Raw genomic sequence first — 22,768 nt, 5'->3', positions numbered from 1 at the left:
CGCCAAAACGTGGTCAGCTACCGCTGTTTCCGGCACTTGGGCCGAGATAAAAGGGCGCACTGTACGGCGACTGCCAGTCGGTCTCCGGATTGGGAGTTCTTTCAGGTGGCCGGTTCTTGTCAGCCCTTTCAATGGCCAGCGTATTCCAGGGACCATGCTCTGGAGGTTGGTCAGCGTAATGCCAGTTGCCATCGGTATCCCGCCACTTGAATACGATATCGGGGCCCTCTGTCGGGATCGGAGAAGGCACGAGGCCCTCAAATGCAGGGATTTCAGGCTGTGTGTCTTCTGCAACCGGCTCGGATGCCTGCTCAGGGTCATTCAGGCCAAAGAACATCAGCAGTAACAGCAGACCGAGAGCTGGAAACGATAGTCGGACGAGCCATTTGATCATCATGGCTGTATGTGTCCTTGTTGAAAGGCGATAAATTCGTCGCCTAATGTGCTCAAAAGCTGCCTGGTGGTCGCAGTCGTGCCGGATTCCGGTGCTGCAGCAGCGAGATTGGGTCGGATCAGATTCTCACATTCGGTCATGTTGTTCTGTTCCGGGTTAGGCGCTGCAAAAGCCTGCCAAGCCAAAGCCAGCTCGATGCGCTCTGATTCAAGCTCCAGGCTGGCCAGATTCGTGCGCAAAGCGTTGTACGGGGCCTGCGCTTTTGGTACTGACTTGCGAATCATGCGCAAGCTGCCGGTTACACGATCGCGCCACTCTGTTACCGTAGCGTCCTCGATTCCGGTGTACGCCCTGCCGTTCAGTGCAAACCATCCGGCGCATAGAATTCGTGTTACGCTCCAGCCCTCGTTTTGAAGAGCCAGGCAGGTTTCTTGTGCCGTCGATTGTTGCCAGAACGTCAGTGCAAATCTCCAAAGCGGGTTGTCGGGTTCCAGGTGCGCCGGCAACTCCATGGCTTTTAACGGTAAATCCGGGATGGTTTGCGAGCTGACTGACATGAGCACTGAACCGTCCCTGATCATTTTACGCTGAATATATGACGACATGTTAACGATAACCGATCTCAGTTTACAACGGGGTGGCGTCTGGTTACTAGATTCCGTCACACTCACAGTGCAATCCGGTCAGCGGGTCGCAATTGTAGGGGCCAATGGCGCTGGTAAAAGCAGCCTTTTTCAGTTGCTGCTTGGGCAGCTGTCGCCAGAGCAGGGCAGTGTTTCACTCCCGGGTGGCTGCCGCATTGCCCACATGGCGCAGGAAGTTGAGGCGACAGAGCGAAGCGCCAGGGACTTTGTTCTTGATGGGGACCTGGACTTGCGCCGGCTTGAGCGGGAGCTTCAGCAGGCTGAAGCCAGTGGTGATGATAATGCTGTGGCCCATATTCACGGTGAGCTGGATGTACACGAAGCCTGGTCTGCCGGCAGGCGCGCAGAGTCTTTGTTGCGTGGACTGGGGTTTCAGAATGGCGACGCGGACCGGCCTGTATCAGCATTTTCAGGTGGCTGGCGGATCCGGTTGAATCTTGCCCAGGCGCTGATGCGGCCTGCGGATCTGTTATTGCTGGACGAACCCACCAACCACCTGGATCTGGATGCGTGTCTGTGGCTGGAAAACTGGTTGCGTCGTTTCCAGGGCACCCTGCTGTTTATCTCGCACGATCGTGATTTCATGGACCGGGTTGCAACTCATGTGGTTCATTTTGACAGGCAGAAGCTGGAGCTTTACACAGGTAATTATTCCGCGTTCGAAGCCCGGCGTAGCGAGAGACTGGCCCAACAGCAGGCAGGCTTCGAACGTCAGCAGGCGAGAATAGCGGAAATCCAGCGGTTCATTGATCGCTTCAAAGCCCAGGCCACCAAGGCGCGTCAGGCTCAGAGCCGGGTAAAATCACTGGAGCGGATGGAAAAGATTGCTCCTGCTCATGTTGATTCACCTTTCAGTTTTGAGTTTCCGGTTGCGGACAAGGTATCCAATCCGCTGCTTTCCATACGGCACGGTCAGGCCGGGCACGGTGAAACCGTAATTCTCGATAATATCAACCTGACCCTTTTGCCTGGCAGTCGCATTGGCCTGCTGGGGCCAAACGGTGCGGGCAAGTCCACCTTGATGGACGCGCTGCTGGGGCAGGGTGAAGACGGTTCGGCAAGCACGCTGCTTTCCGGAGAACGAGTCTGTGGCGAACATTTGGCCATTGGCTATTTTGCCCAGCATCAGCTGGAGTCTCTGGATCTCGACGCGAGCCCGTTTCTGCACCTGCAGCGATTATCCCCACGGGCTTCTGAGCAGAGCGTTCGCAATTTCCTGGGTGGCTTCGATTTTCATGGTGATGAGGCTTTAAGCCCTATTCGCTCATTCTCCGGCGGTGAAAAGGCCCGTGTTGCTTTGGCGGTTATTGCCTGGCAGAAGCCTAACCTGCTTTTGCTGGATGAGCCGACCAACCACCTTGATCTGGAAATGCGCCAGGCTTTGACCATGGCACTGCAGAATTTCGAAGGCGCCATCGTGGTGGTTTCACATGACAGACACCTGTTGCGAAACACCGTTGATGAATTCTGGCTGGTTAACGACGGTCGGGTTGTCGAGTACCAGGGCGACCTTGAGGATTACGAACGCTGGCTGGCGGATCGCCGCAAGGACGATACCGAGGCGCCGAAACGCCAGCTGGCTGGAGGCAGCGGCTCCGATGCCAGCGAGTCAGGGTTCGGGCCTGAAACCGCAGTCGGCGAAAGCGCTGAAGACCGGAAGGTGCGCAAGCGTGCAGAAGCGGCGCTCAGACAGAAACTGAGCCCATTCCGGAAGAAGCAGGCGGCACTGGAAAAACAAATGGAATCGCTGAACGAGACACTGAAAGGCCTGGAGTCAGATCTTGCTGACCCGGACTTGTATGGCGATGGGGGCAAAGGTCGTTTAAAGGAATTGCTCGGTGAGCAGTCCCAAGCCAAGGCACAGCTTGAGGATATCGAAGCGCAATGGCTCGATATTAGCGAAACGGTAGAAGCGATGGAAGAGGAGCTGGCGGGTTAAAGAGGCCGTCAGCCGCCGGCCAGCTCAAGCACAAAGTTCTGCTTCGCCAGGTAGTCCTGCTCGTTCATCAGATCCGCAAGCGTGAGTGGGCGCTCATCAAACCAGCCCTCGGGAAACGACAGTAAAAGACCGTTTTTCCTGGGTTGAAGTGTGAAGGCCGGTGGTGGCTCCATGTTCCGGGGGTGTTGGATCAGCACAGCAAGGCGCACCAGTATACAGAGGCGCTGCAGGCGCTCTTTGTCACTGGGATCTATTCCCTCAAAGATGGAAGCGGCAAATTTGCGCCTGTGGCCGCGCACCAGAACTGCCAGTTCCTGCTGGGCCTGCTGCGTGAAACCGGCCATGTCGGAATAGCGCAGAAGGTAGGCGCCGTGCTTGTGATACTGGCTGTGCGATATGGTCAGGCCAATCTCATGCAGCTGGCAGGCCCAGCGCAGAACCTCCTCATCCGTTACCGTATCAATGCCCCAGTGGCCCGCAATCTGTTGCCACGCGGCAATCGCTGTAGCTTCAACGGCGGCGCCCTGGCTCTGATCCAGGTGATACCGCTCCTGGAGGGCAGTGATGCTTCGCTCTCGCACATCTTCGTGCCGGATACGTCCGGCAATGCCGTACAGCAAGCCTTCTCTCAGTGCGCCGTCAGCGAAGGTCATTTCCGGTATGTCGAGAGACTGGAACGCACCCATAAGGATGGCGAAACCGGCAGGGAAAATATTCTGACGATCCGGGCGAAGCCCCAGATCGCCGAGCTTCTCAATATTGCCCATATCCACGAGCCGCCGGCGCAACTCCTCCATGGCACTCCGGGTAATTGTGCCATCAGTTATCTTGAGGGTCGCCAACACTGTGCTGATGGCTTTGATTGAGCCGGACGAACCCACTGCGCTTTGCCAGCCGACTGAGCGGTAGAGCTTGCGGATACTCAAGAGTTCCTGTTCGGCATGGGTGATGGCTCTGTCCATTTGCTTTCGGGTGATCCGCCCATCAGCAAAGTAGCGATTCCTGAAGGAGACGCAGCCCATGTGCAGGCTTTCCAGCTCCTGAGGCTCAAAGCGATTGCCGATAATCACCTCCGTGCTGCCGCCACCGATATCAATCACCAGGCGGCCCCCGGCATCATCAGACAAGGTGTGCGAGACGCCCAGGTAAATCAGTCGGGCTTCTTCCCTGCCGGCAATAATCTCTACCGGATAACCCAGAACCTCCTCGGCCCGAGCAATAAACTGGCTGGCATTGCGCGCCACCCTGAGCGCGTTGGTGCCGACCACCTGCACACCTTCCGGCGGCGTGCCATTGAGGCGCTGGGCAAACCTGCGCAGGCAATCCAGGCCACGCTCCTGGGCTTCCTCGGTCAGGCAGTTTTCGGAATCAAGGCCGTCGCCGAGCTGTACTTTTTCGCCCATTTTTTCGATGGTGCGGATTTCGCCGTGTACGAGCCTGGCCACAACCATGTGGAAACTGTTTGAGCCCATATCAATGGCTGCCAGCATATCCGGCGGAGTAGACGTGTTTTCGGCAGAAGAGGAGGCCGTCACTGTGATCAGAGTCCTGTGGTATGAACGTGCGCGTACTATAAGCGATAATCCCCGGACCTGTCAGTAAATGCCCGGGTTTGGCTTTGGCAGAGTGCTGGTGGATTTGGCTGGTTTCAGAAGATCTCTGATTCAAGCTGGTGGATCTACTGCTTCACATAGGCGGGATCAATCGCGTAAAGTAGTCGTCAAAGCACTAATCAGGAAAATGAAATGAGCGGAAATATCGTAAACGTAACGGATGCATCTTTTGAACAGGACGTGCTTCAGTCTGACGTACCCGTACTGGTAGATTACTGGGCGGAATGGTGCGGCCCCTGCAAAATGATTGCGCCCGTACTTGAAGAAATTGCCGATGAATACGATGGCAAGCTGAAAGTCTGCAAACTCAACATCGACGAAAACGAACAGACGCCGCCCAAGTTTAACATCCGTGGCATTCCGACCCTGATGCTGTTCAAAAACGGCAACGTCGACGCCACGAAAGTGGGCGCACTGTCCAAATCGCAGCTCGCAGCATTCCTGGACAGCAATCTCTGATTGCATCCCGACTGCTTAAAACCGCCCCTGAGCCACGCTCTCGGGCGGTTTTTTCGTCTAGACAACCTCTCGCCTGCGTAACCAGGCGGCTCGAACAGTCTCAGAAGCGACTCCGGCCAGAAGCCCGAAAAACGGGTCGGCCCAAACGGTTACCAATGCGGTTATTGCAATAACTGGCCAACAGGACGGTTTGGCTGTCCACAGGCGTCTGGACAATGCAAGCTCGACGGCGGCCACGAACAGAAGAGCCCCAAGCCCGGCCATAGGAATTGCCGCAATCATGGAGAGCCCGCCAGGTATAAAAACCACCAGAAGCAAAGCCGTTCCCAGCAAAACGGGCGCCATGCCGGTTCGGGCGCCGAAGCGATAATGCGCCGCCACGCCACCCGCTCCGTGGCACATGGGTAAGGCACCGAGAGGCACCATAACGAGATTCGCCAAACCGCTAGTCACCGAAAGCCGGGCTGGCGAGACTCGGTGCGATTGCTCGCCGAAATAGTCCCCCACCACCAGAGCGGTCAGTACAATGGCATTGGTTATCGTGAGCGCCAGTTGGGGTAGCACCAGCATGGAAATGGACTGTTGCCAATCGTCCATGCTGGGCAACTCGGGGAGTGAGAGTGTGGTCGAATCCGCGAGAGGAAGCGTGAGCCCCGGCGCCCCCATAATTGTTCCGATGGCGATAGACGAACCCAGCCCTATCACTGCGGCTGGCCAGTTCGGCAACACCTTCAGGATAATGCCCAGAATGACCAGCGTGACCACACCCAGCGGCAGGGATGTGGCCATCAGGCCGAGGCTCATGTTGGCCAGCATTAACCCCAACCCCAATTGAAGGCCGCTCAGCACAGATTTTGGTATGAGGCGTGCCGCCCCGTTAATCCACCCGGTGAAACCGAGTAGCAGTAAAATCCCCCCGATCAGCACCCCGCTGGCGATAAGGCTCTGAGAACTTACTTGAGTGGTGAGCAGCACTGCAGCAACGGCTTTCATGGGTTGCACTGGTATCGGCAGGCGGTAATACAGCCCTGTTGCGATGTAGAAAACGGCAAACCCCACCAATACCGGTACCGGTGCCAGGCCAGCTAGCCCAATAGCACCGAGACCCAGAGGAATCAGGGTGCCAAGATCACCCAGCGCTCCGCTGGCATCCTTCACCAGGCCTTTTTGTAGTGAACGCATGCAGGCTCCAGGTTGATTCGACCGCTTATTGATATTGGAGTTGTTCAGGCGTTATACACGACTTTCCCCAGTTCACTGATATCGTAGCCACCAAGCACTTCGGCACGCTGAGCAAAGCGGTCGCTTCTGGCGAATGCCAATAAACGCTGTAGCGTCGGCTCAAAATAGTGCCGCCTGCGCATGGCCAGGTCGAAATATTCCTCTTGCAGAGGTATAAAAGCCAGCCCCTGGCGCCGCGCCGCAGCTTTGATTCCTACTCCGATATCCGCTTCTCCCTGACGAATAGCCAAGGCAAGATCATCCTCGCTGAGCGATGGGTGAGCTGCCCATGTCAGCTTCGCGGCATCGATACGGTGGCGAGTGAGCAAACCCTGCAGCAAATGGCTGACGCCGGCATCGGGCTGGCGGTGCGCGAACCTTATGCCGGGGCGAGTAATATCCTCTAATCGCGAAAGTTGATGGGGATTGTCGGAGGCTAATAGCAGTCCCTGCTGACGTTTTGCCCAACGGATCAGCACCAGGTCGCGCATCCCGCTCAGCCCCAATGTGGCAGGGTCGTTGTAGCGCCGGCTTTCCGCATGCCAGATATGCATCCCGGCGAGCATCGCGCGCCCATCAATTAATCTGTGTACGCCGTCGCCGCTTCCCTGACACAGTAAAGCCAGCTCCGCGCCGCTCTCTTTAACGGCCCACTCCAGAAGGGGGTCCTGGCTGCCCGCCAGGATTGGAGGGATTGGAGAGCTTACAGCGTCATCACTTTCCAGGTGATTCATTAGCCAAAGATCAATACGCTGACGCGGAAATAACAGTTTTCCTGTCACCCGAACGCAGGGAATAACGCCTTGGCTGACCAGGTCGTAGACTTTGCGCTCTTTCAGGCGCAGATACTCTGCAGCTTCAGCCGTAGTGAGGTAGGCGGGTAGGGGCATCTGTATCTCCTGCTGTTCGAGCGCACAATGCTGTTCTTGGCTGCATATTTTTCAGCAGATTGTGCAAAGCGTAGTTATAAACGCCACGATGCTGAATATCAAGGAGACGCAGCCGTGGAAAATAATGCGTTCTATGTAGCGCTATCGCTACTGTTAAATTTTGATGCCGCGCTTTTTCAGATCGTGGCGCTTTCGCTACAAATTTCGCTTCTCGCGGTACTGGTCGCAGCGGTGCTGGGATTTCCCCTTGGAGCGGCTGTAGCGCTATGGCGATTCCCCGGGCGCGGCGGATTAATTGTCGTGCTCAATGCCCTGATGGGGCTGCCTCCGGTTGTCGCCGGGCTTATCGTATATTTGTCGCTCTCGCGCGCCGGGCCGTTGGGTGAGTGGGGCTTATTGTTTACACCGGGGGCCATGGTCATTGCGCAGGTGCTTCTGGTGCTGCCCATTCTGGCCGCGCTCTCGCGCCAAAAAGTAGAAGAGCTTCTGGGAGAATACCGTGAGCAGTTCGTCTCGCTGGGCATGTCACGCTCGCGCATGGTGCCCACTCTTCTTTGGGATGCCCGCTTTGCGCTATTGACCATTCTGCTTGCCGGGTTCGGTCGCGCCAGTGCCGAGGTGGGCGCAGTGATGATGGTTGGCGGCAACATTGAGGGCGTCACGCGAGTAATGACAACCTCCATCGTGCTGGAAACCGGGAAAGGCAACCTCCCCTTGGCGCTGGGACTGGGGGTTGTGCTGCTGTCGCTGATCATGTTGGTTAACGCATGCGCTTATTGGGTGGGTGAGATGACCCGGAGGCGGACAGGATGACTGCGTTTAACGCTTCGCTCCTTGCTTCCTCCGCCCTTTGCCCTCCGCCAGCATTGAGCTTTGATGACGTCGTTTTTAGCCACGAAGACAAGGTTCTTCTGGGGCCTTGTTCATTCACTCTGAAGAGCGCCGGCCCCTCTATGGTGATGGGGCCTAACGGGGCAGGCAAAAGTCTTCTGCTGCGATTGGCGCACGGTTTGCTCACTCCTACTCAGGGGCAGGTCAGCTGGTCCGGCGAGGGGCGTCCCCGCCAGGCAATGGTGTTCCAGCAGCCGGTGCTTTTACGCCGCTCGGCCGTAGCCAATCTCATTCACGCGTTGGCGGTGAACAAGGTGCCGCGCAAGTCCCGAGCAAAGCTTGCTTTTGATGCGCTTGACCGTTTTGGCCTTAGTGCGTGTAGCCATACGCCAGCGCGGGTGCTCTCGGGTGGTGAGCAGCAGCGACTGGCTCTGGCGCGCGCCTGGGTGCTTTCTCCCAATGTGTTGTTTCTTGATGAGCCCACCTCTGCGCTTGACCCGGCGGCGATCAAAGCTGTCGAGGCCGCGGTGCGCGAATTTCATCAGCGGGGTACGCGCATTGTGATGACTACTCATGATTTACATCAGGCGAGGCGCCTTGCCGGGGATGTGATTTTCTTGTCGGGCGGAAAAATCCGTGAACACACGCCTTCTGATACTTTTTTTGACAAGCCTGTCTCTCGAGAGGCGCAGGCATTTATAGCGGGAGAACTGGTCGAATAGTTCGGCTTTCACATTAAGTAAAGGAGAAAACAAGATGAAAAAGACGCTTAATCTGTTGTTGGCAGGTGTAACCAGTATCGGCCTGGCATTCAGCGCCTACGCCGAAGACCACATTACCCTGGCCTCCACCACATCGACTGAGAATTCGGGGTTGTTCAGCTCCATCTTGCCAAAGTTTGAAGACGCTACCGGAATCGACGTTCGGGTGGTAGCCGTGGGCACAGGGCAGGCGTTTGAAATCGCGCGTCGCGGCGATGCCGACAGCCTGCTGGTGCACGACACGGCGGGGGAGCAGCGGTTTGTCGAAGACGGCTACGCCAGCGAGCGAGCTGATGTCATGTATAACGACTTCGTATTGATTGGGCCCGCAGGGGACCCGGCTAATATCAGCAAGGCGAAAACTGCTGAAGAAGCCTTTGCGGCTATTGCCAAGGCGGAGGCACCCTTTGCTTCGCGCGGTGATGACAGTGGCACCAACCGTGCGGAGTTGCGCCTTTGGGCAAACGCCGGTGTTGAGCCCGATGGAGACTGGTATAGGGAGCTCGGCAGTGGAATGGGACCAACGCTCAATACTGCTGCGGCCATGGATGCTTATGTAATGTCAGATCGCGCTACCTGGGTGGCATTCGGAAACCGTCAGAATCTGACGCTACTTTTCGAAGGCGACAAGGTGCTGTTCAACCAGTATGGCAGTTTGCTGCTTTCCGAGGATAAACACCCACATCTCAAGCACGACCTGGCTCTGAAGTGGCACAATTGGCTGATTTCCGAAGAGGGCCAGCAAGCGATTGCCGACTTTAAGGTTGACGGACAACAGCTGTTTTTTCCGAATGCCAAATAGGCTAGTCTTTGCGGACGCTCATTGAGATTCAAGGCGGTGGAGTTCTTGAAAGTGCTACAGGAAACATGACGACTATAACTCTTTTGCCGAACCCTGAAGACCCTCGACTATCCCGCATGGTTGAGGGTGTTGATGAAAATGGTCAACCGAAGTCGATCAGTGTGATCGAAGAGCGTCCGCTGACCATCTATCTGAATAGCCAGGAGATCGTCACAGCGATGACCATCGGCGATCATCCTGAGTACCTGGCACTCGGTTTTCTCCTGAATCAGGGTATGCTCAAAGAGACTGATCAGGTCACGAAGATCGATTTTGACGAGGAGCTGGAAGTCGCTGTGGTTCGCACCGAAAATGTGACGGATGTGGAGCACAAGCTGGAAAAGAAGACCCGAACTTCCGGCTGCGCCGTGGGCACTGTTTTTGGTGACATGATGGCTGGGCTGGATGGATTGCTTCTGCCGGATACCCCCGTACATACCAGCACCTTTTACGATCTCTCCTACCAGATTAACCACACGCCCAGCCTGTATATGGAAACCGGCGCCATTCATGGCACTGCTTTGTGTCAGGGTCGCGAAATCCTTGCTTACATGGAGGATGTCGGGCGCCACAATGCGGTCGACAAGATCGCAGGCTGGATGTACCTGAATGGCATCCCGGCGGCAGACAAGGTTCTCTACACAACGGGTCGATTGACCTCTGAAATGGTAATCAAAACAGCCCTGATGGGCATACCGACCCTGATCAGCCGGTCGGGCTTCACGGCCTGGGGTGTCGATATTGCCCGACAGGTCGGGTTGACGCTGATCGGGCGGATGCGGGGCAAGAAATTCACCTGCCTCAGTGGCCAGCATCGCCTGGTGTTCGATCAGGACCTGTCCCAGGTTCCCGATGAAGACAGAAAGCAACGTCGAAAAGGGGCAGGGCATGACTGAGTGCGCGGTTATTCTGGCCGGTGGCCAGGCCAACCGAATGGGTGGTGGTGACAAAGGACGACTGATGCTGGGTGACCAGTCATTAATCGAACGCGTCATCGAGCGTATTACTCCGCAGGTTGATGCCGTTGTGCTGAATGCCAATGGGGACCTGAGCCGGTATGACGACCTGAGTTTGCCGGTGGTGGCAGATTCGATTGGTGATTTTCCCGGGCCTCTGGCCGGTGTTCTGGCTGGTATGGATTGGGCGGCCGAGCAGGGCCATGAGTGGCTGATCAGCGTCGCTGCGGATACTCCATCCTTCCCCCGGAACCTGGCAGAGCGGCTGGCCGGATACGATACTCCTGTCGTGTTGGCAGCCACCCCGGATCCGGAGCGCGGTCGACTGCCCCAGCCGACCTTTGGTCGCTGGCAGGTCGCGTTACGTCATGATTTGCGAGCAGCCCTGAACGCTGGAGTTCGCAAGATCCGTCAGTGGACACAATCCCAGGGTGAAACCCTGGTGGTTTTCAACGAGGGTGATTTTTTCAACATTAATACACCAGAAGACCTTGCCTGGGCGGAGAAACACCTCAAGTGAATGTAATTGGTATCGTGGGGTGGAAGAACTCCGGGAAAACAACGCTGGCCAGTGCATTGATTCGTGAGCTCTCCGACAGGGGGCTCACGGTAAACTCGATCAAGCACGCCCACCACATGGTGGACGTGGACCAGCCAGGCACTGATAGCTACAAACACCGAGATGCTGGTGCCCAGGAGGTCATCCTGGCCGGTGGACAGCGTTTCGCCATCATGCACGAACTACGAGGCGCCGAAGAGCCAACACTGGAACAATTGCTGGCTCGCCTGGGCCCCTGCGATTGGGTCGTGGTAGAGGGGTTCAAAACCCACTCGCACCGAAAGATCGAAGTGCATCGGCAGGAAAGTTCGCGAACACCCTTGTACCCGGAAGACTCCAACATTGTAGCTTTGGCGGCGGACTACGCTGCGGAGTTCCCGGGTCCCGTTTTTGATTTGAACGATGTACCCGGAATTGCTGATTTTGTCCTGAACTCTGAAAAGCAATAATCAGGAGAGCCATGAACCCGCTTCGCAATGACTGTTTTGCTTTGCCCCCCGGAGTCAACTGGACGCCAGTAGAAGAGGCGCTGGAGCGTTTGCGCTCACGCCTGCATCCTGTGGTGGGCATAGAGCCTGCCGTTCCTCTGTCACAGGTGAGTGGCCGGATATTGGCGAGCGATGTCTATGCGCCTCGCGCACATCCTCCCAGCAGCAACTCTGCAGTTGATGGCTATGCGTTCGCAGGACCTTTAACTGATGTGCCCTGCGCCATGCCTCTGGTTGAGGGCCGAAGTGCCGCCGGGGAACCTTATATGGGGCATGTACCCGCAGGGCATGCTATCCGTATTCTTACCGGCGCGGTGATACCTGCTGGTACTGATACGGTGGTTCTGGAAGAGGACTGCGAGGTCATCGAAAACCAGCTGCATTTGCAGGGTACGTTGAAAGCGGGCGCTAACTTACGTGAGGCCGGAGAGGATATTCAGGTACAGGACCGGGTTCTCACGGCGGGTACCCGTCTGACACCTACCCAGATTTCTGTCCTTGCCAGTGTGGGCATCGACTCGGTTGATGTCTTCGAGCGGCTCCGTGTTGGCGTCTTGTCCACGGGGGATGAAGTGAAACCTGTTGGTTCAGCGGTTACTGATTGGCAAATCTACGACGCCAATCTCCCGATGCTGAGTGCACTGGTGGTCCAGCTTGGTTATGAGCTGGTGGACCTCGGTCATGTACTCGACCGGGGCGAAGACGTAAAGGCCGCTTTGGAGAGTGGCGCCAAGCGCTGCGACCTGATCCTGACGAGTGGCGGAATCTCTGCGGGAGACGAGGACCATGTATCAAAAACATTGAAAGCACATGGCGACATCAGTAACTGGCGCATCGCGATAAAGCCGGGCCGGCCCCTGGCGCTAGCCATGTTCCAGGGCACACCGGTGGTAGGTTTGCCGGGCAACCCGGTAGCGGCCTGGGTCTGTGCACTGCGTTTTGGTGCGCCAGCGATGGCGCTTCTTGCTGGCAGTGAGTGGTTCGAACCCCAGGCTTATGCGATACCTGCCAACTTTCATAAGAACAAAAAGCCGGGGCGAAGCGAGATGCTGCGCGCCCGGATACGCAATGGCCAGGTTGAGGTGTTCGGCTCGGAAGGTTCGGGCCGGGTGACCGGGCTTGCCTGGTCTGAGGGTTTGGTGGAGCTGGACGAAAGCGCTCAGCAGATCGAACCGGGAACTCCTGTGCAGTTTATTCCCTACGGCAGCTTCGGGTTGTAATTACTCGACGCTGCCGTGCACGGCAAAGGCTTCCAGTGACGCATCTTGTGGCGCCCTGGAGCGGTAAGTTTCCTCAACGCCCAACTCGGTCAGCGTGCGACTGACCATTAACAGGGTGTTCTCCTCGAAATCCTCACACATATCACACATCTGATCGATTTCTTCGTAGGCGACCGGGTAGGCCGCATCTATGTCCGGCGCGCCGTAACTTTCTACAAAAGTTTGCGCGAGGGCTTTTCGCATCAGTTCCAATTCGGCGTCGGTGATCTTGCACACGCCAACAAAACTGGCGCGGCCACCCGACTCTATGCTGTACCAACCGTTGGTGAAGGCTTGGCGGGCCTTGCCTTTGAGCTCTGTTTCAGTCCAGTTGGAAAACTCGAACCCGCCTGAGATTGCCCATTCCCCGCTGGGAGCAGGCACTTCAAAGACGTTTTCGTCAGATATATCCAGTCGCAGGGTTCGGGCGAGTTTCATACGTGCTCCGCGAATTCAATCAAACTCAATGTTTCGGTCATAACGTCCTGACGCAATAACATGCGACCTTTTTCATCCAGCCCGACAAAGGTACCTGGCTTTGGGTAGTCGATCATTTTACCCAGGGTGTCACAGCGAGGCCGCCACTCGTTGTGTACGCGTTCAAACCCGCTATCCATGAAGTAAGTCAGCCACAACAACGTATGCTTGGACCAGCTTTCCAGCAGCGCCATGGGGGTAATATCAACACAGCCCTCCTCTTGCAGGCAGGTTTGATTGGGGTTGTTGCCCGGTTCGTCGGTCAACCGGCTGAAAGGCACATCAATGCCAACAACCAGCCACTGGGGATGCGACTTTGGGTCGGAGCCATCCGCGGCAAAGCGAACTCCACCACACAGCGCGCCGTTGACCTTGATGCGGTCTGGCCATTGGAAGTACACGGGGACTTCAGGTGGCGCTAATGCGCCCAGACTCTCCGCCAGGCCAATCTGGGCCACATACACGGCTTGAATAGCCTCTTCCAGAGGCATCTCCGGTGCCAGCACCAAAGCCGCCCGTAAGGTTTCGCCTGCCTCGGAGTAAAAGATGGTGCCGGAATCAACGCCTGCAATGGCCCGGCTGACAGCCTTGTTAAAGGGGTCTGTATGTTTGGGAACCACCTCTCCCGTGAGTAAGGGTGGAAACCGGGGGCGCTCGATCATAGGATGGCCCTGGCGTATGCCTCGGAAGCGATAACCTCGTCGGCTATGCGTTGAAAGGCTTTTGCTTGCGGACTTTCCGGCTTTGATACCACGATAGGCACGCCTCCGTCCGAACCGAGACGGATGTCCAGGTCGAGGGGGATCTCGCCAAGAAAGGGGGCTCCAAGCTTTGCTGCCTCTGCCCGGGCGCCGCCGGATCCAAAGGGGTGGTGTTCTTTACCGCACCCGTCACACACGAAAGAAGCCATGTTTTCGATCAAGCCGAGCAACGGCACGTCCATCCGATTGAACATATCAATGCCTTTGCGGGCATCCATCATTGCAATGTCTTGTGGTGTCGAGACCACAACGGCGCCAGCAACGAAAAATTTTTGGCTCAGCGTCATCTGAACGTCGCCCGTGCCCGGGGGAAGATCGACCAGCAAAACGTCCAGTCTGCCCCAGTCCACCTGATTCATCATCTGTTCCAGGGCGCCCATGAGCATGGGTCCGCGCCAGACGATCGCTTCGTCATCAGCGGTCATAAGCCCCAGGGACATCAATGTCACGCCATGATTGCGCAGGGGCAGAATGGTATGCCCGTCGGGACTGGACGGGCGGCCGGAAACCCCCAACATGCGGGGCTGGCTTGGGCCGTAAACGTCGGCATCCAGGAGGCCAACTTTCAGGCCCTTGGAAGCCAGCGCGACAGCCAGGTTGGACGCAACCGTTGACTTGCCCACGCCGCCTTTGCCCGATGCAATGGCGATGATGCGACCAATCCCTTTAGGGTTTTTGTCCCGTGGTTTTGGCGCATCGGTGCCGATCAGGTTGGGCTTTCCCACTTCAGTGTATTCGACCATGTTGTGTCCTGTTTTTTAGCTGTCCAGGTAATCGTCTCTGGTGCGCACCCTGGGCCGCTCCCCCTTCGCCATGGGCGCCTGATCCCCGTGGAACTGGGATTTGACCCGGCAGTCATCGCACATCTTGATAAGCTGGACGTTGTCAGAGTTCTTGTACATCCAGTGCTGGTTTTCAAGCTTCTCAACAATGCGGTTGATGGTACTGGCGACGCCAAACGGAACGCCACATTTGATGCACTCGAAAGGCTCCTCGCCATGGAGTGGGCGGGCAACCAGTGCAGCCTTGGATACGTCCAGCTGGGGCCGCATGCTGATAGCTGTTTCCGGGCAGGTACTGTCGCAGACTCCGCATTGGACACAAGCGTTTTCTGTGAACTGAATTTCGGGGCGGTCCGGGTGGTCACCAAGCGCGCCTGTCGGACATAGCGATACGCAGGCCAGGCAGAGTGTGCATTTATCAGAATCAACGTCGATGGCACCGTACGGTGCGCCTGCAGGAAGGGGGATGGGTGCTCCGACCGTGTCAGACATGGCGGCAACAGTCACTCTTGTGATGTCCCGGCGCCCGCCAACCAGCAAAACAGGATCACTCACTCTCCCGGCGTTGTCGCCAGCATCGCAAAGCTCAATCGCGTTGATAACCCGAACCCGACCCGGTGAGTTACCGCTTCCTTTGAGCATGGCTTGGGCCAATTCAACTTCGGCAGACAAAGCCCGACGATCCAGTTCGTTGTCGGCAAGAATCAGGACTTCGGCATAGCCTGCCCCGAATGCTGCCATTATTTCGGCGTGACCAACTCTGTCTGTGTGTTCCAGCCCCATCGGAATCAGATCGTCTGCGAGCCCATCGTCGTATCTGGCCAGATAGGCCATGGCCTCGGCGCCGGTGCCGAGGGTGTGAAAAACCAGGCGTGGGGATTCGTCGGTTTGCTCGCGATAGACCTTGGCCATAACATCCACAGCTTTGGTCAGTGCTTCGAACGGGGTTTCGTTCATGGTCACCGCTGACGTCGGGCAAACCGCCGCACAAGATCCGCAGCCGGCGCAGATATCTGAATCGATCTGGATATGATCACCGGCAGAAAAAATTGCCTCGGTGGGGCATACATCCAGGCAGCGGGTACACCCGGGCTGGTTGGCTCGGGAGTGTGCACACAGGGATTCTTCCAGCCTGAAATACACCGTTTTTTCGAACTCGCCAACACGCTCCCGGGCCGTCAGGGCGATACGTTCCAGCTCTCCGGTCTTTTTCGGGTCAGCCCAGAAATAGCCGTTGCGCTTCTGGTGACTGGGAAATGCAGGGGCACTGCCGCGCAGATCGATAAATACGTCGCACTCGCTTCGGGCCGTGGCCTTCGATTCCCCATAGCCCAGTTCACCACGCCCGGCGGGATTGAGGGTTTGCAGGTGGGCAAACTCCAGTTTGAAGTTACCCAGTGCGCCATAAGCCCCCGTTAGCTGTCCCTTCGCCACGTCGTATGCAGCAGAAGGCAGCTGAATAGGGCCAGCATCATTAACGATGCAAGTGACTCCGAGTTCGTCCTGAACCAGCTCTGCCATTGTGATAGCCAGTTCGGTGGGGCCGACAATACAACATACACCGCTGGACAGTATGGTTTTCGCTGGTGCCATTGGGGACGGCAGCTGGGCTGCTGCAATCAGGGCCGCCTGCTTGGCGTGTAAGCGCCTGGGGTTGGCGTTTGGAGCGCTCCAGCCGGCACGGTCACGGATATCAATGGTGTGGAGCGGCGCGGCGTACTGAATCTCAGCGTATACGTCCTCGGCAAGGCGTTCGAACAAGGCTGCCTGCTGGCCACAGGCGATAAGTACATCGTTGCGGGCTCCCAGATGTTCAGCGGCAGTTTTCATGTCTTTGCCGCACAGTTGATTCACCGCGACAACATGTTCAGCGTCTGCAGCCGCCCGCAGAGCATCAGGATCGAAGGACTGTGTCTTGTCGCAGGAACATAGCAGTAGGGTTTTGTGTGCTGTCATCAGGAACCTGGCTCTTTTCGTTGTTGTTATCCATAAACGAATTGGTTTTACTGTCCGAGCATGCCACAGCCATTTACGTTTGGACAATTGGATAAGTGTCCGGTTCCTGCTAGTTTCAGGCTATAACAAAAGAGAAATGTTATGAGCAGTCGAACAGATCAGTGGAGACGCGAGGTACAAGTCGGGGTCGTCGTTCGCCGGTCGCCAGGCGTTACCCGCTGGGCGCGTGATATCTGGAAGCCAGTCGCCATTATACCGGGTGCACCGGAGGCTTTTTGGAAAGAACTGGTTCACGAGGGCGAGGTGGTCGATTTCCATGCAGGCACAGTGACCATGGAGTTGTTTCGCGCCGATGTGGAGGGGTATCTGGTGTCCCTCAATATGAGCGTTCCTTCAGTCTGGGTCGTCATGGATAAAGATGTAACGGGCCGGTCTCCATCGGGGTGGGTTGTCAGCACCGTAACCGCTAGCGCCCATGAGGCACTGGATTCTCTTGATAGCGGCGAGAGTATTGTTGAAGCGGTGCCTGTACCAGAGTCCATGGCGGCCTGGATCAAAGAGTTTGTCGACATGCATTATATAGAAGAGCCGTTCAAGAAACGCCGTCGCGACGAGATCCGTGTTGATGGTATCGAGGACGCAAAAGGCGATCCGCGTATCCGTCAGGACAGCGATGTCTATCGCGCTCCCGCCAACATCAAAAAGCCGAGGCTGCAGTGATGGCCGAGTCACGTTTACAGCGCTGGTCGCGCAGAAAAGCAGAGGCGGACAGAAAGACTGATCCCGCTTCTGCTCCCTCTGCAGAGCCTGTTCCCTCTCCTGAAGAGCAGGAGAGGGCGCTGAATGAGGCTTTGTCTGAACAGGAAATACTCGATAAATACGGCTTGCCTGATCCGGACAATATTGAGTTGGGGACAGACGTTACCGGGTTTATGCGAAAAGAGATTCCTGATCTGCTGCGCCGCAAAGCGCTGCGATCACTCTGGAAATCCAACCCCGTTCTGGCGGTATTGGATGGCCTTAACGATTATGATGAGGATTTCACTGACGCTGGTATGACAGTTAAAGGTGCAAAGACCCTATACAAAGTGGGTCAAGGTTTGATTGATAAAACCAGGAAAATCGATGCGCAACTCGAAAATCCGGTCGACGCACCAGTGGAAACACCAGATCCGGTTGAGGCTGTAAGAACTGCAGAAAAACCGGAGCCCACGGTTGCTGTTGATCCACTGCCCGATGAGCGTAGCGTCGAATCCTCAGTTGGCGAAGCTGATGTAGATGTCGTGCCGCACTACCGCCCCAGAATGCGTTTTGAGTAATCGTATTCAGGTGCGAAGTTGCGCCTGCGTTGGATCGGCGCTATAAAGATAAACAGTACAAAAATTAATCAAAAGCTAAGGATTGAGACTTGCTCAACACTGCTGAAGTTCAATGCCCTCGCTCGATCAGTGACGAGGATCGAGCGAGGGCTCAGATTTATCAATTACTGGGGGTCCTGCTGGGCAACCCTCCCTCGGCAGAGCTGCTTGAAGGCTTGGCGTCGTTAGAGGGTGATGACACGCCTCTTGGCTCGGTTTCTAAAAATCTGGCCGCTCTAGCGCAGCGCACCTCGTCGCCAGATGTTGAAAGCGAGTACAACAACCTGTTCGTTGGACTCGGTCGCGGAGAGCTTCTGCCATACGCCAGCTATTACCTCACAGGTTTTTTGAACGAGAAGCCCCTTGCGGAATTGCGTACAGATCTCTTGGCCCGGGGCATCAAAGCCCGTAGCGATGTTAAGGAACCGGAAGATCACATAGGAACGCTTTGTGAAATTATGGCGGGCATCATTTCTGGTGAATTCCCCTGTGATAGCAGCCTGGCCTCGCAAAAGGCCTTTTTCGACGCACATCTGGCGAAGTGGGCGGCATTATTTTTTACAGATTTGGAAGAAGCGCAAAGTGCCATCTTCTACACACCTGTGGGCTCGCTTGGGCGGGTCTTCATTACGATAGAGGCGGATGCCTTTGCAATTCAGTAACCGGGGCCTGAATGGTCCCTTAACCCAGGGGGAGGTGTCCTATGGACAACCCTAAGCGTGACAACAGCCGTCGCCGTTTCCTGCAAATGGCCGCAGCCGCAGCTCCCGCTGCCGTTGCAATGACGGTTGCACCGAACGCCGCAGCGGAGGTCGTCAGACAAGACGCGCCGAAGAGTCGCGGACTACGTGATACGGAACACACACGTAAATATTTCGAATCGGCTCGCTTTTGAGGAAGCGTGATCCATTCAAGATTGCGTGATGCTCTTGGATGATCACACCTCCAGAAAAAACGAGAATAATAATGAGAGAGGTATGAGACATGTTAAGGAAGAAGACCAACGGGGTAGCGAAAGGCCCCCGTGCAGGCTCTTTACTTTCATCTCTCGCTGCCAAGACTCTGGATCGTCGTCAGTTCTTAACGACCTCTGGTGTCGCAGTGGGTGGTTTGGCGGCATTGTCGCTGACGTCGGGACGGGTTGAAGCTGCGACCCCATCGACCAGTGGTGGCGAAGTCGTCCGTAAAAAATCGGTGTGTACGCACTGCTCGGTAGGCTGCACGGTAGAAGCCGAAGTCCAGAACGGCGTATGGACCGGCCAGGAGCCAGGTTGGGACAGCCCTTTTAATTTGGGGTCCCACTGCGCCAAAGGTGCTTCGGTGCGCGAGCATGCGCATGGCGAGCGTCGACTGAAGTCGCCCATGAAAATGGTCAACGGTCAGTGGCAGAAGATTTCCTGGGATACGGCCATCAATGAGATCGGCGACAAGATGCTGCAGATCCGCGACGAGAGCGGGCCTGACTCGGTCTACTGGCTGGGCAGTGCCAAGTTCAACAACGAGCAGGCTTACCTATATCGTAAATTTGCTGCCTACTGGGGCACAAATAACGTTGATCACCAGGCGCGAATCTGTCACTCCACCACCGTAGCCGGCGTAGCCAACACCTGGGGCTACGGTGCGATGACCAACTCCTACAACGACATTCACAATTCCAAAGCGATCTTCATCATCGGGGGCAACCCCGCAGAGGCACACCCTGTATCGCTTCTGCATGTTCTGAAGGCCAAAGAAGAAAACAACGCGCCGCTGATTGTGTGTGACCCGAGATTCACACGCACCGCAGCTCATGCTGATGAGTTTGTCCGTTTCCGGCCCGGCTCAGACGTTGCCTTGGTCTGGGGTATTCTGTGGCATATTTTCGAGAATAAGTGGGAAGATAAAGAGTTCATCCGCACCCGGGTCTGGGGAATGGATGAGATTCGTGAAGAGGTGAAACGCTGGAATCCGGAAGAAGTCGAGCGTGTAACCGGGGCGCCGGGCGCTCAGCTTGAGCGTGTCGCCCGCACCCTGGTCAATAACCGCCCGGGCACGGTGATCTGGTGTATGGGTGGTACCCAGCACTCCAACGGCAACAACAACACGCGAGCATACTGCATCTTGCAGCTGGCTCTGGGTAATATGGGTACTCCCGGCGGCGGCACTAATATCTTCCGTGGTCACGACAATGTGCAGGGCGCCACGGACCTTGGCGTTCTGGCTGACACCCTGCCGGGTTACTACGGCCTGAGCGCGGGCGCCTGGGCCCACTGGGCACGCGTATGGGAGGAAGACACGGATTGGCTGAAAGGTCGGTTTGCCGTGTGGGACAAAAACGGCAAGTCCAAAAACATGATGAATGAGAAGGGTATTCCCGTTTCTCGCTGGATCGATGGTGTTCTGGAAGCCAAGGAAAATCTTGAACAGCCTGACAACACCCGCGCCATGGTTCTGTGGGGGCATGCGCCCAACTCCCAGACCCGAATGCTTGAAATGAAGGAAGCCATGGAGAAACTGGATCTTCTGGTGGTAGTCGATCCTTTCCCGACCGTTTCGGCGGTGCTGCATGATCGCAAAGATGGCGCTTACCTGTTGCCAACGACCACCCAGTTCGAGACCCGTGGTTCCGTAACCGCATCGAACCGGTCGCTCCAGTGGCGTGAAACCGTTATCGAGCCACTGTTTGACTCGAAGGTTGATCACGAAATCATGAAGCTGTTTGCGGATAAATTCGGCTTCACCGATCGTATGTTCCGCAACATCGCTATTGAAGGCGATGAGCCTGTGATCGAGGACCTCACTCGCGAATTCAACCGCGGAATGTGGACAATCGGCTACACGGGCCAGTCGCCTGAGCGCCTCAAGAAACACATGCAGTATCAGCACCACTTCGACAGGACTACCCTTCGTGCAAGTGGTGGGCCATGCGATGGAGATATCTACGGTTTGCCCTGGCCCAGTTGGGGTACGCCAGAGATGAACCATCCGGGAACACCGAACCTGTACGATATGTCGTTGCCGGTGTCTGAGGGGGGGCTAACCTTCCGTGCCCGGTTCGGTGTCGAGCGCAATGGCGAAAACCTATTGGCAGAAGGGGTCTACTCGAAAAACTCCGATATCAAGGACGGATATCCCGAGTTCACCATGCAAATGTTGATGGATCTGGGGTGGGATGGAGATCTTACGGCTGAAGAGCGTGCCACCATAGACGCGATTGCCGGCCCCGAGACTAACTGGAAGACCGACCTGTCTGGCGGTATACAACGTGTTGCGATCAAACACGAGTGTGCACCTTTTGGTAACGCCAAGGCGCGGACTGTGGTGTGGAACTTCCCGGATCCTGTGCCGATTCACCGAGAGCCGCTCTACACGACACGCCGAGACTTGGTCAAAGATTATCCGACCTATGCAGACAAGACGTTCTGGCGTGTTCCTACCTTGTACGAGTCCATTCAGAAGAAAGACTTCAGCAAGGACTTCCCCATCATCCTGACTTCTGGTCGTCTGGTCGAATATGAGGGTGGCGGTGACGAGACGCGCTCCAACCCCTGGCTGGCAGAATTGCAGCAGGACATGTTTATTGAGGTGAATCCTCGAGACGCGAATAACCTGAACATCCGCGATGGCAATGATGTCTGGGTTGCCGGTCCGGAAGGCGGGCGCATTAAAGTCAAGGCAATGGTGACCGAACGTGTCGGTGAGGGCGTAGCCTTCATGCCGTTCCACTTCGGCGGGCACCTGGAAGGTAAGTCTCTGAGGGATAAGTATCCCAAAGGCTCTGATCCTTATGTTCTGGGTGAATCTACAAACGTTGTTCAAACATATGGGTATGACTCGGTCACGCAGATGCAAGAGACCAAATCCACCCTGTGTTCGATCATGCCGGCATAACAAGAGGTGTAGACCATGGCACTTGAAGGACAAGCACGCGCAAAATTCCTTTGCGACGCCGAACGCTGCATCGAATGTAATGCCTGCGTGACGGCCTGTAAGAATGAGCATGAAGTCCCCTGGGGTATCAACCGTCGACGCGTGGTGACCATCGAAGATGGTAAGCCTGGCGAGCGCTCGATCTCGGTAGCTTGCATGCACTGTTCAGATGCGCCTTGTATGGCGGTTTGTCCGGTGGATTGCTTCTACCAGACTGAAGACGGCATCGTGTTGCACTCCAAGGATCTGTGCATTGGTTGTGGGTATTGCTTCTACGCCTGCCCCTTCGGCGCACCCCAGTTTCCCCAGGCGGGTAACTTTGGTAGCCGTGGCAAAATGGACAAATGTACATTCTGCGCAGGCGGTCCCGAAGAAGACAACTCCGAGGCTGAGTTCTCCAAATACGGGCGCAACCGTATCGCAGAGGGCAAGCTACCACTCTGTGCAGAAATGTGTTCGACCAAAGCTTTGTTGGCCGGTGATGGCAACGAGGTGGCGGACATCTATCGTCAGCGTGTCGTGAGTCGTGGTTTCGGTTCGGGCGCCTGGGGTTGGGGCACAGCCTACGAGAAGAAAGGTGCATAAGTTCGCCTGAGTGTTCCGGGGCCTGTTGGCCCCGGGCATGGTGAGGCAACGAATTCTTCTTGTTTGATTCCGTTGGAGTGCGCTC

24 protein-coding genes are annotated in these 22,768 nt (G+C 56.3%); 15 read left to right on the top strand and 9 right to left on the bottom strand.

Going from position 1 to position 22,768, the window contains the following annotated elements; all coding sequences use genetic code 11:
* Positions 1-13 precede the first annotated feature (13 nt).
* Both Q4606_RS10205 and Q4606_RS10200 read right to left on the bottom strand, forming a co-directional pair.
* Positions 14-397, bottom strand: a complete 384-nt coding sequence (locus Q4606_RS10205; protein ID WP_303597086.1) for a DUF4124 domain-containing protein — start codon at positions 395-397, stop codon at positions 14-16.
* On the bottom strand, positions 394-999 hold the full coding sequence (locus Q4606_RS10200; protein ID WP_303607449.1) for a DUF2390 domain-containing protein: 606 nt from the start codon (positions 997-999) through the stop codon (positions 394-396). Before Q4606_RS10200 ends, Q4606_RS10205 begins: the two co-directional genes overlap by 4 nt.
* Here Q4606_RS10200 and Q4606_RS10195 point away from each other — a divergent pair.
* Positions 998-2,977: an ATP-binding cassette domain-containing protein gene (locus Q4606_RS10195; protein ID WP_303607448.1), complete on the top strand. Its 1,980-nt coding sequence runs from the start codon at positions 998-1,000 to the stop codon at positions 2,975-2,977. The genes Q4606_RS10200 and Q4606_RS10195 overlap by 2 nt on opposite strands.
* Before the next feature lie 8 nt (positions 2,978-2,985).
* Here the strand turns inward: Q4606_RS10195 and ppx are convergent, their stop codons facing one another.
* Complete coding sequence (gene ppx / locus Q4606_RS10190) at positions 2,986-4,512, bottom strand: exopolyphosphatase (RefSeq protein ID WP_303597089.1); 1,527 nt, start codon at positions 4,510-4,512, stop codon at positions 2,986-2,988.
* A gap of 210 nt (positions 4,513-4,722) precedes the next feature.
* Between ppx and trxA the strand changes: the two genes are divergently transcribed.
* Positions 4,723-5,049, top strand: a complete 327-nt coding sequence (gene trxA / locus Q4606_RS10185; protein ID WP_008169901.1) for a thioredoxin TrxA — start codon at positions 4,723-4,725, stop codon at positions 5,047-5,049.
* 57 nt (positions 5,050-5,106) lie between these two features.
* On the opposite strand, the gene Q4606_RS10180 is transcribed toward trxA, so the two are convergent.
* Both Q4606_RS10180 and Q4606_RS10175 read right to left on the bottom strand, forming a co-directional pair.
* Positions 5,107-6,231 carry a putative sulfate/molybdate transporter gene (locus Q4606_RS10180; protein WP_303607447.1) on the bottom strand — a complete coding sequence of 375 codons (1,125 nt, stop codon included), beginning with the start codon at positions 6,229-6,231 and terminating at the stop codon, positions 5,107-5,109.
* Positions 6,232-6,275: 44 nt separating this feature from the next.
* A complete protein-coding gene (locus Q4606_RS10175; RefSeq protein WP_303597091.1) occupies positions 6,276-7,160 on the bottom strand; it encodes a helix-turn-helix transcriptional regulator in 885 nt (294 codons plus the stop codon).
* 114 nt (positions 7,161-7,274) lie between these two features.
* Here Q4606_RS10175 and Q4606_RS10170 point away from each other — a divergent pair, with 114 nt between their 5' ends.
* The 7 genes from Q4606_RS10170 (at position 7,275) to Q4606_RS10140 (ending at position 12,816) form a co-directional block, all read left to right on the top strand.
* The gene (locus Q4606_RS10170) at positions 7,275-7,973 is read left to right on the top strand and encodes an ABC transporter permease (RefSeq protein WP_303597092.1); all 699 of its coding nucleotides are present in this window, start codon (positions 7,275-7,277) and stop codon (positions 7,971-7,973) included.
* On the top strand, positions 7,970-8,713 hold the full coding sequence (locus tag Q4606_RS10165; RefSeq protein WP_303597093.1) for an ATP-binding cassette domain-containing protein: 744 nt from the start codon (positions 7,970-7,972) through the stop codon (positions 8,711-8,713). The genes Q4606_RS10170 and Q4606_RS10165 overlap by 4 nt, the downstream gene beginning before the upstream one ends.
* A gap of 34 nt (positions 8,714-8,747) precedes the next feature.
* Positions 8,748-9,554, top strand: a complete 807-nt coding sequence (locus tag Q4606_RS10160) for a substrate-binding domain-containing protein (protein ID WP_303597094.1) — start codon at positions 8,748-8,750, stop codon at positions 9,552-9,554.
* A gap of 65 nt (positions 9,555-9,619) precedes the next feature.
* On the top strand, positions 9,620-10,489 hold the full coding sequence (gene fdhD / locus Q4606_RS10155) for a formate dehydrogenase accessory sulfurtransferase FdhD (RefSeq protein ID WP_303597095.1): 870 nt from the start codon (positions 9,620-9,622) through the stop codon (positions 10,487-10,489).
* Positions 10,482-11,069, top strand: a complete 588-nt coding sequence (gene mobA, locus Q4606_RS10150; protein ID WP_303607446.1) for a molybdenum cofactor guanylyltransferase MobA — start codon at positions 10,482-10,484, stop codon at positions 11,067-11,069. The genes fdhD and mobA overlap by 8 nt, the downstream gene beginning before the upstream one ends.
* Entirely contained in the window at positions 11,066-11,557 is a 492-nt protein-coding gene (gene mobB, locus Q4606_RS10145) for a molybdopterin-guanine dinucleotide biosynthesis protein B (protein WP_303607445.1), read from the top strand. Before mobA ends, mobB begins: the two co-directional genes overlap by 4 nt.
* 11 nt (positions 11,558-11,568) lie before the next feature.
* On the top strand, positions 11,569-12,816 hold the full coding sequence (locus Q4606_RS10140; protein WP_303607444.1) for a molybdopterin-binding protein: 1,248 nt from the start codon (positions 11,569-11,571) through the stop codon (positions 12,814-12,816).
* Here the strand turns inward: Q4606_RS10140 and Q4606_RS10135 are convergent, their stop codons facing one another.
* From Q4606_RS10135 to Q4606_RS10120, 4 genes are read right to left on the bottom strand one after another with little or no spacing between them, the layout of a single operon-like run.
* Positions 12,817-13,293: a DUF6505 family protein gene (locus Q4606_RS10135; protein ID WP_303607443.1), complete on the bottom strand. Its 477-nt coding sequence runs from the start codon at positions 13,291-13,293 to the stop codon at positions 12,817-12,819.
* Positions 13,290-13,994 carry a biotin/lipoate--protein ligase family protein gene (locus Q4606_RS10130; RefSeq protein WP_303607442.1) on the bottom strand — a complete coding sequence of 235 codons (705 nt, stop codon included), beginning with the start codon at positions 13,992-13,994 and terminating at the stop codon, positions 13,290-13,292. Before Q4606_RS10130 ends, Q4606_RS10135 begins: the two co-directional genes overlap by 4 nt.
* Complete coding sequence (locus Q4606_RS10125; RefSeq protein WP_303607441.1) at positions 13,991-14,836, bottom strand: Mrp/NBP35 family ATP-binding protein; 846 nt, start codon at positions 14,834-14,836, stop codon at positions 13,991-13,993. Before Q4606_RS10125 ends, Q4606_RS10130 begins: the two co-directional genes overlap by 4 nt.
* 15 nt (positions 14,837-14,851) lie before the next feature.
* Positions 14,852-16,831, bottom strand: coding sequence for a 4Fe-4S binding protein (locus Q4606_RS10120; RefSeq protein ID WP_303607440.1), 1,980 nt, complete (start codon positions 16,829-16,831; stop codon positions 14,852-14,854).
* A 141-nt stretch (positions 16,832-16,972) separates the two neighbouring features.
* On the opposite strand from Q4606_RS10120, the gene Q4606_RS10115 reads away from it, so the two are divergent.
* The 6 genes from Q4606_RS10115 to fdh3B all read left to right on the top strand — a co-directional run bounded on the left by Q4606_RS10115 (position 16,973) and on the right by fdh3B (position 22,683).
* Complete coding sequence (locus Q4606_RS10115) at positions 16,973-17,551, top strand: DUF3305 domain-containing protein (RefSeq protein ID WP_303597103.1); 579 nt, start codon at positions 16,973-16,975, stop codon at positions 17,549-17,551.
* Complete coding sequence (locus Q4606_RS10110; RefSeq protein ID WP_303607439.1) at positions 17,551-18,150, top strand: DUF3306 domain-containing protein; 600 nt, start codon at positions 17,551-17,553, stop codon at positions 18,148-18,150. Before Q4606_RS10115 ends, Q4606_RS10110 begins: the two co-directional genes overlap by 1 nt.
* Before the next feature lie 89 nt (positions 18,151-18,239).
* The gene (locus tag Q4606_RS10105) at positions 18,240-18,851 is read left to right on the top strand and encodes a molecular chaperone (RefSeq protein ID WP_303597105.1); all 612 of its coding nucleotides are present in this window, start codon (positions 18,240-18,242) and stop codon (positions 18,849-18,851) included.
* A 41-nt stretch (positions 18,852-18,892) separates the two neighbouring features.
* Complete coding sequence (locus Q4606_RS10100) at positions 18,893-19,084, top strand: twin-arginine translocation signal domain-containing protein (RefSeq protein WP_303597106.1); 192 nt, start codon at positions 18,893-18,895, stop codon at positions 19,082-19,084.
* An 89-nt stretch (positions 19,085-19,173) separates the two neighbouring features.
* Complete coding sequence (locus Q4606_RS10095; protein ID WP_303607438.1) at positions 19,174-22,059, top strand: formate dehydrogenase subunit alpha; 2,886 nt, start codon at positions 19,174-19,176, stop codon at positions 22,057-22,059.
* A 15-nt stretch (positions 22,060-22,074) separates the two neighbouring features.
* Positions 22,075-22,683, top strand: coding sequence for a formate dehydrogenase FDH3 subunit beta (gene fdh3B, locus Q4606_RS10090; protein WP_303597108.1), 609 nt, complete (start codon positions 22,075-22,077; stop codon positions 22,681-22,683).
* The last annotated feature ends 85 nt before the right edge of the window (positions 22,684-22,768 follow it).

This window comes from Marinobacter sp. 1_MG-2023 (assembly GCF_030549045.1).
Classification (GTDB): Bacteria; Pseudomonadota; Gammaproteobacteria; order Pseudomonadales; family Oleiphilaceae; genus Marinobacter.
Note: the sequence above shows the minus strand (reverse complement) of the source record. Positions and strands in the feature narration are given on the sequence as shown.